This is a genomic window from Levilactobacillus namurensis DSM 19117 (genome assembly GCF_001434785.1).
Taxonomy (GTDB): Bacteria; Bacillota; Bacilli; order Lactobacillales; family Lactobacillaceae; genus Levilactobacillus; species Levilactobacillus namurensis.
On record NZ_AZDT01000021.1, the window covers coordinates 67,742 to 80,728 of the forward strand.

Consider the following 12,987-nt stretch of genomic DNA (forward strand, 5'->3'; position numbering starts at 1 on the left):
TGTTTTAGGACTTAGGAATCACGTTCAGGATGTACATCAAGCCAATAAAGACGGCGAGCATGATCCACATGATCAAGTTGACGTCTTTGCGCCGACCAGCAGCGGTCATCAGAATTGGGTAGGTTAGGAACCCAAAGGCAATACCGTAGGAGATGTTGTAGGTCAGGGGCATGCCCACGATTGTCAGAAAGGCGGGCACCGCGATTTCGAATTTATCCCAGTGAATGTGGCGCATGGATGACGCCATGAGAACCCCCACGATAATCAGCGCGGGTGCCGTAACTTGGGTGGTGACCACCGTCAGTAATGGCGAGAACAGCAAACTGAAGATGAAGAGTACTCCCGTCGTCAAGGCCGTCAGACCAGTCCGGCCACCCACGGCGATACCGGCAGAGGATTCAACGTAAGCGGCGGTAGGCGTGGTCCCCATCACTGAACCAGCGAGCATGGACAGGGAGTCGGCCATGAGGGCCCGACCGATACGGGGCATCTTATTGTTCTTCATGATGCCGGCCTGTTGCGCTAAGCCAATGAGCGTCCCGGCCGTATCGAAGAAGGCGACTAACAGGAAGATGACCACGACGGCCCACATCTGAGGATCAGCCATGGCGGGGAGGTTCTTGATGCTGACCCCCATGGTGGGATCCATGCTTGGGGCGAGGGACATGAAGTGGGTCGGTGCTTTGATCAACCCGGTCAGAAGTCCCACAATCGTGGAAGCGACCAGACCGATGAAAATGGAACCCGGAATCCGCATTGCCATGAGCACGGCAATGACGAAGACGCCAAAGATCGTCAGCCAGGTTGTGGGCACGGTCAGGGAGCCCATCGCAACTAAGGTTGATTTGTTGGCAACCACTAGGCCACCGCCTTGAAGTCCGACAAAGGCAATGAAGATCCCGATTCCGGACGCAATGGCCATCTTCAGGTCACTCGGAATTGCGTCAATCACGATTTCACGGACCTTTAAGAATGACAAGATGGTGAATAGGATGGAGGCAACGAAGACCCCCGCCATCGCCTTTTCCCAAGGAATCCCCATTCCCAAAACCACTGAATATGTAAAGAAGGCGTTATCGCCCAAGCCAGGTGCTACGGCGATAGGGTAGTTGGCTAAGAAGGCCATTAAGAGACATCCAAGAATGGCAGTCAAAGCGGTGACCGTAAAGACGGCACCTTTGTCCATCCCAGCGGCCCCCAGAACGCTAGGGTTAACGAACAAGATGTAGGCCATTGAGATAAAAGTCGTGAGCCCAGCTAGGAGTTCTTGACGAACGGTCGTCCGTTGTTCGGACAAATGGAAAGTTCGTTCCAGAAATCGGGTGCTGGCAGTCGCGTTACTAGTTTTCAAATTTAAGTTCCTTTCCCTCTGTAAGATAGCTTAAATTATGCCATATATTCAAGCCCTGTTCAATGGCTAAGTTCGGATTCTAATTATAATCTCCGGATATAATAAATTTAATAGACAAATGAACTAATCAAATACGAACTTTTATTGCTTAAAGCAATAAATTGTAGACAAACCTTTTATATGGCGAAAAGAGTCTTTTGAGGAGATGATTTAAAAATAATCTAGGGCTTGTAGATAATTGGCATATCCGGCAGCCACATCATTTACGCAGTGAGCATTGGCGTCAAAAACTAAGGGGATGTGAGCTTGGCGTGCGGTTTGAATCCAGTTAAACGGAACACTTGCTGGTACGGATTGAGGTAACTGACAATTTATCAACTCACCGTTGGCTTGAATCGCGTTAAGGATAGTTGTGAGTTTTTGATGAGTGGCTGAATCTTCCCAAATTGTTCTGTCAGGAAGACTGGGGGACCATTGGCAATATGATAGGAAATGCCCGTATCGATGCGGTTTATAGGGCACTTGCCAGTTTACGGCTTGTTGAACGGTGGCTAAGTAGGCCTTCGTTACGTTTAACGGAGAGCCGTATGCTTGCAAGACGCCCCGCTGAAAGGCTAGGGCCGAGTCATCAAGGGCACATAGTCCCGTGGGAGTGGGGAGAAAATGGACGGACAGGATGGCGTCATCGATTTGGCGGTGATAGATGGCGAGTTGTTCAGCCAGCCAATCGGAATACGCAGCAATGTAGTCGATCTCAAACCCCACGAGGATTCGAATCTGATGGTGATACTTGGCTTTTAGGTAGTTTAACTTGGCAAAATATTGGGGAAGTTCGTCAGTGAGCATCGTGGGGGTAGCAATCGAGTGGGGGTGTCCCTGTATCGATTGATCATTAGTGCGAGGTAAGGGAAAGTGTTCCGTCACGGAATAGGTCTTAAACCCACAGGCAATCGCTCGGCGAATATAAAGTTCAACGTCTTCCCCTGAGCCATGGGGACAAAATTCGGTATGGTTATGGCCACTCCAGGTCTGGCGATGGATACTGCGTAAGGCTGCGATACTTAGCATGAAGTTGAGACTCTCCTACGAATGGATTTTCAGTGACGCCCTGAGGTGGCAAAAATGACTGACAATCCGGGGCGTCACGTACCGCTGATGATACGCTCTACGTGTAAATATTATGCAAAACAATTGTGCCGAACGCGTAAAGGTTGATATAACAATTGTTATACGGGGTGGCATGGTTATTCCCCGGGACTCAGTTAGGTTGCTTGGTACGGGCACTTTAAAACGAACTCTTCAACAAAAAACGATAAAGTGACTATAATAAAAGTAAGCGGATTAATCTTTAGGGGGATGATGAGACTGGAATTACCAATTACACAAGACTACTTGATATTGACGGAAAAGATTACCACCCGGCCGGTGTTACGTACGCGGTTTACCACGCAGGCTTATCTGGTCTTGGCAACGTTCTTGGATCTGCGGGATCAACACTTAATAACGCTGACCCCTCAGCACGTGACTATTCCAGATTTCGATCGTTTGCAGGCTACGTTGCCGGCTAGTCTACAGGAGCTGGTAACGCGGTTGCGGACTGCAGTCGCAGCGAGTTCGGCGACCGCAGATGTCTTTAAGTTGCTGGTCAGCTGGAACTTGGCGAATGCCATTTACGATACGGTGGGACCACAGTTGGCTGCGACACAGCAGGTTGAGCCAGTGGTGTTTCAGAACAACCTCTTGCCGCATACCATTTACGTGCCGCGAGAGGCAATCAAGCAACGGGTCGTCACACAACTGGAAACTGAAATCCGGCAACGGCGGTTAACGCCCGCCCATCAGGATTTATTGGCTATTTTCGACCGTTTACAGGCACTCCAATGGCTCTTGCCCACTGACTTGGTTACGCAGTGGTCGGCGGCTCAGTCGAAGGACACCCCGATTCAGCAGTTTACGGCGTTGGCTCAGCACCGGATTACGATGCGTAAGTTTGAACTAGATTCTTGGTTAAGTTAGGAGTTGAGGGTATGCAGAAGTTACGATTACGGGTATGGTTAGGCGGTTTATTAGTGGCTGGTGGCGTCTGTCTCGGATTGTGGGGTCAGGCGGCGATTCCGGCGCAAGCCAAGAGTTCGCAAGCAGTCACCTGGTATCGTCAGTGGAAAAAGGCCTATGTTCGGGGCGGCCAGCAGAAGTACGTCCAAACCAACGACGGGCACGGTGCCAGTCGGGTTTATTCTGAAGGCCAAGGCTACGGGATGCTGGCGAGCGTGCTCGCGGCTAAACGGGGCGTCAAGACCCACACCACGTTTAACCAACTCTACCGGTATTACCGTGCCCACCGGGTCTCCAAGGCCAATCCTTTAATGCAGTGGCAACAAATCAAACGACAGGGTAAGTTGACCAGTGTGGGCTCCGAACGGAATAGCGCGACGGATGGGGACCTAGACATCGCCTACGCCTTGATTCTGGCGGATAAGCAGTGGGGGAGTCGGAAAATCAATTACCGGCAGGCCGCCCGTCAGTTACTGGTGGCCATCCAGCGTTCCGAAATCAACCCGACCACGCATCTGCCCATGATGGGAAATTGGGCCACCACCGCTAACGACCAGCGAAAGCTCCGGACGGCGGATTTAATGACCGGTTATTTCCGAGCGTTTGCCAAGGTCAGCCAGAAAGCCAAGTGGACCCGGACCGCTAACCAGAGTCAAAAGATGGTCAAAAAGCTCAGCGCGCAACACAAGACGGGTCTCTTCCCAGATTTCACTTACGTGACGGGCAAACACCTGACCCGGCGGAGCGTTCGGCCCAACACCATTGAGTCGGCGACCGATAACCAAGTGGGGTATAACGCTTGTCGGGTTCCGTGGCGCTTAGCTCAGACCTACCGGCTAACGCACGACGCGACCACCAAGCGCGCCTTGACCAAGCAGCTCAACTTCTTCCAGCGTCGTTCCAAGGTGACCGCGGTTTACACGCTAGGCGGTCGGGCGGTTTACACCTATCAAAACGCGGCCTTTACGGCACCAGTTGTGACGGCTGCGCGGGTGCTAAAGCGGTCGACTCTGCAACGCAAATTTGCGAAGCAGTTACCGGCCAAAATTCAGAAGCATGACTACTATTCAGCCACTCTGCAGATGATTACCGCGTTTGCATAGCGCAAAAAAAGCGATGCCCGCTGGGACATCGCTTTTTACGTAGATGACGGCTTAGTAGGTCGTCACGAAGGATTGGTTAGCCGTGATGTACTTACCGTTGGTTAATTGGAACCGGTAAGCGTTCTTGCTGTTCTTGGTGATAGCCTTCACCGCTAATTGAGACCCCTTGGTTACTTTGCTACCCCGAGCGCTCTTGGTGAAGTTGACCGAAGAATACTGGTAGATTGGCTTAGTGGTCTTCACACCGGTAACCCCGGATACGCTTTGGTAGTAGCTCGCCTTAGATGCGGCGTGGGCAGCGGCTGACTTGAACCAACCGTTGACCGTTGACTTATCTAAAATCTTGTTCAAGTCCACGTTACCGGAAATCCCGGAAACACGGCCCTTACTGGTGTATTGCCATAAGTCTACGGAAGTTCCGGCAACCTTAGGCTTCACGGAGCTGTATTTGGCGATCCAAGACCCATCGAACTTAGAAAAGTCCAGCTTGTGGGAGTTGGCGTAGTATTCGCCAGAGTAAAGAATCAATGGCTTGTCCGTCAATGACCGCATGGTCTTCAGCCAAGCGTTGACGTAAGTCTGTTCGGAACTCTTAGCGGAGCTCATCCGTTGTTCTTCGTCTAACACGAAGAACTTGGTGTGCGCGTTACTCCGCTTGTAGAAGTCTTTGGCTTCTTGCTTCGCGTCCTTAACACTGGTGAATTGAGCGAACATGTATTGACCGAACGGAACCCCGTGCTTGTAAGCCCCGTTAGCGTTAGTATTCCGGGCACTATCAACCATGTAACCCTTGTCACCCTTGCTACCATGTTGGACCCGAATGATGGCATATTTTAAGTCTTTGGATGCCTTGCTCCAGTTGATCTTACCCTGGTATTGGGAAATATCGGCCACTTTTTTACCAGCGGCTTGGGCCGTGGTCGTGTTTAAGCTGACGCCGACTGCTAAGGCAGCAGCGGTTGCTGCAAGACCCAAACCAAAACGATGTAATAATTTGTGCATAGAAAACGTCCTCCTCAGTCTTTGCCCCGATTATACACGGGCACGTTCGCCTAGAGGTTACCACAAAATAACAATTGATTACATTTCGATTGCAGGGTCAAAAAAAGACCGCTTCGTCGATAAACGGCAGCGGTCTTACGGAAGTTATTTATGTTGGGCAACGTAAATCTTCAAGGCCAGTTGAGCCCGGGCCTTGTCGGTGCTGGTGACGGGATTGTATTTCTTCAAACCATTGGCCGACGTGACCTGCGTGTAGCTGTTGACCCGGCTGGTGCCACTCTCGTAGTACATCAAGTCAGAATGCTTAGGGGAGTGGTTCAGCCCCATCACGTGACCAAATTCATGGGCGATGGTCCCTGCGTACTCGTACATCCGTCCTTGAGCAGCCACGGACTTAGAGACCGCGGTGAGCTTTTGGGAGACGGGTTGGAACGCCTTTAGGGAATGGGCTACGGAAGCTTCTTCCTGTTCTAGCTTATTATTGTATTCGGGATCCGTTGAGGTGATGCCTTGAGCGGCCAGATTCTTTTGCGCCTGGGCCATGATGGCGGCCCCGTATTGCTTATCAAAGGCCGACTCCAGTGAGTTGCTCATCTGTAGGGCGATGTCTTGTAGCGCTGCGTCGTAGAAGTACTGGCGAACCTGGACCTTCTTGGTCGCGGGCGTCCACCACGCGTCACTGTTATCGCGCTTCGAAGGTTTCGTATTAGAAACGGAGAAGGTCAGGGTGTGGTGTTTCTTAGACCCCGCGGTGAACTCTTTCTTCCCCAGCTTGTGGTTCCAGTAGTCCATGGCTAGTTTGACGCTTTGCTTCAGCTTGGGATCCTTAGTCTTGACCCAGACCATGGCTTTACCGTTCTTCTTGAGGGCCGTTTGGGCGCTTAAGGCTAAGCGGTACTTTTTGCTCAGTGATTTAGCATGTTTCTTATAGTAACCGTTGGATTTTTTTAAAACGCTAGTCGAAGGTTTGATACTTGCCGCTTGAGCGGTGGTCACAGTCCCCGTCGTGACCACGGGGGCGATTAACAGGGTTGCCGCAAGCGCTGTTAGAATCGACCGACGTTTGATGTGATGTGTCGTATTCATCTTCAAGAACCTCCTTAGTTCCCCAGAACAAGTTTAGTTTACAACAGCATATGCTTTTCTAAAAACAGGGTCAAGCAAAACCCTCGAAGAAAATATCTCATGATTTACCCCGATTAGTCAACGATGTTTCCGGTTTCATAAAAATATGTAAGGGGAATATCTGTTCGCCTTGACGGACGAATCTGGTATAGTTAGGGTAGTCAAAATAAGAAAGGTGTGGACCATGACAACACGGTGTACTTGGGCGCAATCGGCGCCAAAAAATATGCAAGATTACCACGATCAAGAGTGGGGGCGTCCCCAACATGACAACCAGGCGCTCTTTGAGTTGCTCTGCTTGGAAACGTTTCAGGCGGGGCTGAGCTGGCAAACAGTCTTGAACAAACGGCCCGCGTTTCGCCGTGCGTTTCAGGGATTCGCCATCGCGAAAGTTGCGGCCATGACTGCGGCAGACCTGGAACGCTTGTTACAGGATCCCGCAATCGTTCGCAACCGGCTGAAGCTAAGTGCCGCCATTCATAACGCCCAAGTCCTGATGGATTGGCCCGCCGGCAGCGACTTCAGCACTTGGTTGTGGGCGTTCGTGGGGAACCAGCCGATTCGCCACCGTTGGACCGCTAGTGATCAGGTGCCGGCGACCACGGATCTGGCGCAGCACATTTCCCGGGAGATGAAGCGGCGTGGGTTCAAATTCGTGGGGCCGACCATCGTCTACTCACTCTTACAGGCGGCGGGCTTGGTCAACGACCACCTGGTGACCTGTGACTGGGCGCCGGAGAATCAACATGAGGAGGGTTCTAAATGAAATTTCTACATACCGCCGATTGGCATATCGGCAAGAAACTGCACGGGTACGACTTGTTGACCGAACAACGCGACGCTTATCGGCAGATCAAAGCCATCGCCTTGGCGGAGCAGGTGGATGCGGTGGTGATTGCGGGGGACCTGTATGACCGGGCACTGCCCAGCGAAGACGCCGTCGCTACCCTGGATGAGATGTTGGTTGACCTGAACCGCCAGACGAAATTACCGCTTTTGGCCATCAGTGGTAACCATGATTCCGGCGTTCGGCTGGGATATGGGCGCCAATGGTTCGACAGCACCCGCTTTTACTTGCGCACTCAGGTGGGCGAGGGCCTCGAACCCGTAACGTTGGGAGATACCCAATTCTTCTTACTGCCGTACTTCGAGCCCTTTGCGGTCCGGCAACTGTTTGACGACCCGGAGATTCGGACCGTGGCCCAGGGGATGGCGCGCCTGGTTCAGGTGATGGAAACCAAGTTTGCTCCGGATAAGAAGCACGTGTTGGTCGCCCACTTCTTTGCCGCCGGGAGTACGCATACAGATTCCGAGACACAGGTCCAAGTCGGTGGGTTAAACGCCGTTCCGGTCGACCTGTTGCGGGCGTTTGATTACGTCGCGTTAGGCCATTTACACCGCAAGGAAGCTCTGCAGCACGAACCCACGATTAAGTACAGTGGGTCGCCACTGAAGTTTTCGACCAGTGAAGCGGCAGATACCAAGGGCGTATGGATCGTTGATACCGATACCACGCCGGTCACCGTGACGTTCAAGCCTTTGACCCCGTTGCATGATCTGGTGGTGTTGCGGGATAGTTTCGAGCATTTGATGGCTTCGGACCACGACTTTGGTGTGGGCCCGGATGACTTCATCGCGGTGGAACTGACCGATACCACGCCGATTCCTAACGTGATGCAGCGCTTAAAGACGCGCTTTCCTAAGGTCATTGAGCTGACACGTGTGAATCCCCTGACGGTGACCTTAGCGCAACTGGATACCCGGCAGGTGCAAAATGATCCGCTGGCGCTACTCAAGGACTTTTTTGAACAGACCACCCAGCATCCATTGGATGATCAGCAACTGCACTGGGCTAAGCAGGCCTTGCAACGAGCGACTAAGGAGGATGCCAAATGACACCGAAAAGTTTACATCTAGAATTCTTTGGCCCGTATCGGGATACGGTGATCGACTTTACCCAGTTCTCCGGAACCCCCTTGTTCTTAATTAGCGGGAAGACAGGGAGCGGTAAGACCACCATCTTTGATGGGATGTGTTATGCGTTGTTCGATCAGACGTCCGGGGCCGATCGGCGACCGCAGGCCATGCGGTCCGACTTTGCGACCTTCGCGGACACTACCCGGGTCACGTTTGTCTTTACGCAACGGGACCGACGTTACGAGATTGTTCGGGAACCTGCGCAGACCCTACAAAAGAAGCGGGGAACCGGAGTTACCGACGTAGCGGCTAGTGTGACACTGACGGTTTACCAAGACGACCAGGAGATTCGTCAGCTGACCAAGGCCAAGCAGGTTCAGGAATTTTTACAGACACTCTTGCAGATGAATGGTCAACAGTTTGCTCAAATCGTCTTGTTGCCTCAAGGACAGTTCCGTCGCTTCTTGGTGGCACCCAGTGACGAGAAAGCAACCGTGTTAGAGCAACTTTTCAACACGGAGATCTTTGCACGGTGGGCCGACCAACTTACGGAGCAGGTCAAGCGTAACCGACAACAGAACAAGACAGCCTTGGCAGCGCTGACGCAACTCCAACGCGACCTGACTTGGGATCCGGCCAATCAAGCAGCGGCCCAAGACCTGTTGGCGAACCGGAAAACTCAAGACTTGTTAACGTTGATGGCCCGACAGCAAGCAGCGACCAAAACGGCAGAAGACCAAGCCACGGCGACCTACCAGCAAGCCCAGCAACACGAGCAAGCGCTGACCCGGCAGGATACGCGTGAGGAACAGCTGGTCCAAGACCAGGCCCAGCTTAAGCTGACCCGAGAAGAGCAGGCCCAACTCCAAACTCAGGCACCAGCGATGGCCCAGTTAGCAGCTGAGATTCAGGAATTGGAGTGGACTCAGCAATTGCTGCCGAAGTGGCGTGATTGGCAGCAAGCCCAGCAGCTCGTGACGCAACGACAGGCGGCCGTTGATCAGCAACAACGAGATTTGGCAACGACTCGCACCGCCGCCGATCAGGCGCAGAACAGTCTTGACGGTTTGGCGTCTCTGAAGGCTAAACTGGCAAAGTGGCAGGAAGAGCAAGCCCAAAATGCGCGGATTCGGCCATTGTATCAGCAGATTGAGCAGACGCAAACGGACCTGGCAGTGGCTCGGAAAAAGGCCACGGCCGCTCAACAGGCTTGGACAACGGTGACCCATAACGTTCAGCAAAATACTGACCAACAAGCGCAACAGCAACAGATTATCGCGCCTCAAGATCACTTGGTTACGCAACGTCAGACATTGCAGCAAACCGCCAATACGCTGGCGACTTGGACCGACCAAGCCCAACGACTGCAACGGCAGGCAGAAAGTGTAGCCCGGCAAGAGCACCAGCTAGCAGCGTTAAAGACGCAGGTCGCGACCGCCCAGCAAGCCGCCCAGGAGGCCCAACAGACCGCCGATGAGTTGTACCAAGTACGATTACGGCACCAGATTGCTGAGTTGAGCGCTCAACTGACACCGGGGAGTCCGTGTCCCGTTTGTGGGGCCACGGATCACCCGCAGCCAGCGGCCACGACCGTTGCGGACGCCGACGTGTCGACCAAGCGGGTCAAAGCCGCCCAGGACGCCGCTACTCAGAAACAGCAGCAGGCCACGACACTCGCCACCCAATTCACGCAGGGGCAAACACGTCAAACTGCAGACACCCAAGACTTACACCAACAGGTCACTGAGTTGCGGGCCACGATTCAGACTAGCGACTTGCTGGTCCCCGCTGACGACCTTGCGGGTATCCAAGAGCAGTTGGCAACGGCTACCCGGGAGAACCAAACGGCTTTGCAGGAGAATGCCCGGCAGCTAGCGGCAGTGAAGACGGCCAAAGCAACCTTAGAGGAATTGACCGCAGCGGCGACGCAGTTGAAGCAACGGGTTGAGACGGCTCAGGCGGCCGTCCACGATGCCCAAACGGCGGTCGAGCGGTTAGCCGCGCAACTGGCGACGCAACAGGACCAGCTACCAGATCGGGCGGAAACCTTTATGGCGTTTACCGCTCGGGAACAGGCACTGGCGCAACAGGTTGCGGATGCTCAAGGCCGTTGTCAGGCGGCGGAACAGGCGGTGACGCAGACCCAAGAACGGTTGACCGTAGCCCAAACTGAACTCAAGACGGCTCAGACGGAAGCCACGCAGAGTCAACACACGCTCCAGACGGCCCGTACAGTATTGGATGCGGCCCTAACTGAACACCAGCTGACTTTGGCGGCTGATCGAGAGCAACTAGAAGCCCAGGTAGCGGCGGTCGCTCAGCTAGCCGCCAAGCGGCAGACCTGGCAGACTTATCAAAGTCACCAGGAACGCTTGAAGGCCACCCAAGAGACGCTGGTATCCCGGATTGGGAATCAGACGGCCCCAGACCGGGATCAGACGCAAGCCGCTTTGAAGGCCGCTCATCAGCAGGTCGGTCAAGCTCAGGATCGGCGCTACGCGTTACAGGAATCCTGGACCCACAATGATCGCATCGTCACCCAGTTAACTCAGCAGTTGGCCGCGCAACAGACGGCCATCAAACAGACCCAGGCGTTAGAAGAGCTGGCAGGGGTCATCAACGGGGATGGTCCGAACACCAAGTTAGGCCTAGAACGGTACGTGTTACAGACCTATCTCCGGCAGATCCTGGTGGTCGGCAACCAACGGCTCCAGCAGTTGACTAACGGCCGGTACCAGTTCGTCATCGACGATTCTCCGGCGGCTTCCAAGAAGCGGTCTGGCCTGGAAATCGACGTGTACGACGACCACGTCGGGGAGCAACGGAGCGTGCACACCTTATCTGGAGGCGAGAGCTTTATTGCCGCACTGGCGTTAGCCCTAGCGTTGGGTGAAGTGATTCAGCAAACCACTGGAAGTGTCGACGTGGAGGCTCTGTTTATTGATGAAGGGTTCGGGTCATTGGATGAGGATGCCTTGATGACGGCGCTGGAGTCCCTGGAGTCGGTTGAAGGTCAGCACCGGATGATTGGCATCATCAGTCACGTGAGCGAACTTAGAGCCCAGGTCCCTAATCAGTTACAAGTCATCTCGAATGGGAATGGGGAGAGTCACGTGCGCTACCAGACTGAAAGTGACTTGTAACCAATGGTCAACGCGGGTCGTGGTTCGCGCCGTAAACGATTTATGGGTATTTTAATCTGTTGATGAGTTTAGTAATAAACCGGTTATATAATCAATCATTTTACGTGCATAACACCATCAAGTAGTTTAGAATAGGCAGTAATCAGAAAAAGAGAAATGAGATGGTGTCTAATGTGCACGAGTTTAACGTATCAAAACAGTCGGGGAGACCACTTTCTTGCCCGGACCATGGATTTTGCTTTTGAATTACATGGCCAGCCCATGTTTATGCCCCGGAATTGGCGGGTCGCGGGGGATGCCGGTGAGTTCACCACGACCTACGGCTTTGTCGGTGCTGGTCGAAAGATCGGTCATGAGATGTTCGTCGATGGTGTGAACGAAAAGGGCTTAGGCGTTGCTGCCCTGTACTTCCCAGAGAATGCGCAATACGTTGACCCTAGTCAGGTTCCGGCGGGCAAGCAGGCCATCGCGCCTCATGATTTTGTGGCTTGGGCGTTAGGAAATGCGGCAAGTGTTGCTGACCTACGGGAATTGGTGACCCACATCCAATTGGTGAACCTACCCGTGTCGCTCTTGAAGCTGATCACGCCATTGCACTACATCATCAGTGACCCGACCGGAGAGACGGCGGTCTTAGAAGCTACCAGTCAGGACTTGAAGTTGATCGAGGATCCCGTGGGGGTCATGACCAATTCTCCAGATCTAGGCTGGCACCTTCAGAACCTAAGTACCTACGGAACCCTGACGGCCACGGAACAGCCCCTGCACGATTATATGGGATATCAGCTGAAGACGCAGGGACCGGGAACCGGTGCGCTAGGATTACCGGGCGATTATACGTCCCCATCCCGGTTTATCCGGACGGTCTTTGCCAAGCACTTTAGCCAACCCGCGGCTGACGTGCCAAGTACCTTGAATCTCTTACAACACTTGTTAGATTCGGTTACGATTCCTAAGGGCGTTAAGCTCAAAGCGGACGGGAGCGACGACTACACCCAGTATCGGGGGTACATGAGCTTGGAAGAACGGGCTTACTACATGGAACCTTACGATAACTTTGAACTGCAGCGGGTGGTGTTGACGACAGAAATGTTGGAAGAACAACACACGCCAGTCAGCTACGCGTTACAGCCCAGTGTGCATATTCAAAACTTGAACTAACCATCGCAGAATAAGAAGAAAGAGCGGACCCTGATCAGTCGATCAGGGTCCGCTCTTAATTTGTCTAATTAACGGTTTGGGAGATTGTAAAATATAACCGAACACTTGTAGACAAAAAAGCCCATAGAGG

At 53.2% G+C, this 12,987-nt stretch carries 10 protein-coding genes; 6 read left to right on the plus strand and 4 right to left on the minus strand.

All coding sequences use genetic code 11. The features are described from left to right. Positions 1–4 precede the first annotated feature (4 nt). Positions 5–1,351, minus strand: coding sequence for an NCS2 family permease (locus tag FD30_RS04405; RefSeq protein WP_024746563.1), 1,347 nt, complete (start codon positions 1,349–1,351; stop codon positions 5–7). Between the two features lie 210 nt (positions 1,352–1,561). Continuing rightward, positions 1,562–2,419: a histidinol-phosphatase HisJ gene (gene hisJ / locus FD30_RS04410; protein ID WP_056944053.1), complete on the minus strand. Its 858-nt coding sequence runs from the start codon at positions 2,417–2,419 to the stop codon at positions 1,562–1,564. Positions 2,420–2,707: 288 nt separating this feature from the next. On the opposite strand from hisJ, the gene FD30_RS04415 reads away from it, so the two are divergent. Then, positions 2,708–3,367 (plus strand): hypothetical protein, encoded by a 660-nt coding sequence (locus tag FD30_RS04415; protein ID WP_146999992.1) that lies wholly within the window; start codon positions 2,708–2,710, stop codon positions 3,365–3,367. Positions 3,368–3,378: 11 nt separating this feature from the next. Then, positions 3,379–4,509 (plus strand): family 8 glycosyl hydrolase, encoded by a 1,131-nt coding sequence (locus FD30_RS04420; protein ID WP_056944055.1) that lies wholly within the window; start codon positions 3,379–3,381, stop codon positions 4,507–4,509. A 51-nt stretch (positions 4,510–4,560) separates the two neighbouring features. On the opposite strand, the gene FD30_RS04425 is transcribed toward FD30_RS04420, so the two are convergent. Then, a complete protein-coding gene (locus FD30_RS04425) occupies positions 4,561–5,511 on the minus strand; it encodes a GH25 family lysozyme (protein WP_056944056.1) in 951 nt (316 codons plus the stop codon). 144 nt (positions 5,512–5,655) lie between these two features. Beyond that, complete coding sequence (locus FD30_RS04430; protein WP_056944057.1) at positions 5,656–6,597, minus strand: matrixin family metalloprotease; 942 nt, start codon at positions 6,595–6,597, stop codon at positions 5,656–5,658. Between the two features lie 223 nt (positions 6,598–6,820). On the opposite strand from FD30_RS04430, the gene FD30_RS04435 reads away from it, so the two are divergent. From FD30_RS04435 to FD30_RS04450, 4 genes are all read left to right on the plus strand, one after another. Then, positions 6,821–7,402, plus strand: a complete 582-nt coding sequence (locus FD30_RS04435) for a DNA-3-methyladenine glycosylase I (RefSeq protein ID WP_056944058.1) — start codon at positions 6,821–6,823, stop codon at positions 7,400–7,402. After that, positions 7,399–8,532 (plus strand): exonuclease SbcCD subunit D, encoded by a 1,134-nt coding sequence (locus FD30_RS04440; RefSeq protein WP_056944059.1) that lies wholly within the window; start codon positions 7,399–7,401, stop codon positions 8,530–8,532. The genes FD30_RS04435 and FD30_RS04440 overlap by 4 nt, the downstream gene beginning before the upstream one ends. Beyond that, entirely contained in the window at positions 8,529–11,696 is a 3,168-nt protein-coding gene (locus tag FD30_RS04445; RefSeq protein WP_056944060.1) for an AAA family ATPase, read from the plus strand. Before FD30_RS04440 ends, FD30_RS04445 begins: the two co-directional genes overlap by 4 nt. A gap of 171 nt (positions 11,697–11,867) precedes the next feature. Then, a complete protein-coding gene (locus FD30_RS04450; protein WP_056944061.1) occupies positions 11,868–12,857 on the plus strand; it encodes a choloylglycine hydrolase family protein in 990 nt (329 codons plus the stop codon). Positions 12,858–12,987 lie beyond the last annotated feature (130 nt).

Coding starts and splice junctions, on each gene's coding strand:
- hisJ (WP_056944053.1), bottom strand. CDS start 2,419: ATGCTAAGTATCGCAGCCTTACGCAGTATCCATCGCCAGACCTGGAGT.
- FD30_RS04415 (WP_146999992.1), top strand. CDS start 2,708: ATGATGAGACTGGAATTACCAATTACACAAGACTACTTGATATTGACG.
- FD30_RS04420 (WP_056944055.1), top strand. CDS start 3,379: ATGCAGAAGTTACGATTACGGGTATGGTTAGGCGGTTTATTAGTGGCT.
- FD30_RS04425 (WP_056944056.1), bottom strand. CDS start 5,511: ATGCACAAATTATTACATCGTTTTGGTTTGGGTCTTGCAGCAACCGCT.
- FD30_RS04430 (WP_056944057.1), bottom strand. CDS start 6,597: ATGAATACGACACATCACATCAAACGTCGGTCGATTCTAACAGCGCTT.
- FD30_RS04435 (WP_056944058.1), top strand. CDS start 6,821: ATGACAACACGGTGTACTTGGGCGCAATCGGCGCCAAAAAATATGCAA.
- FD30_RS04440 (WP_056944059.1), top strand. CDS start 7,399: ATGAAATTTCTACATACCGCCGATTGGCATATCGGCAAGAAACTGCAC.
- FD30_RS04445 (WP_056944060.1), top strand. CDS start 8,529: ATGACACCGAAAAGTTTACATCTAGAATTCTTTGGCCCGTATCGGGAT.
- FD30_RS04450 (WP_056944061.1), top strand. CDS start 11,868: ATGTGCACGAGTTTAACGTATCAAAACAGTCGGGGAGACCACTTTCTT.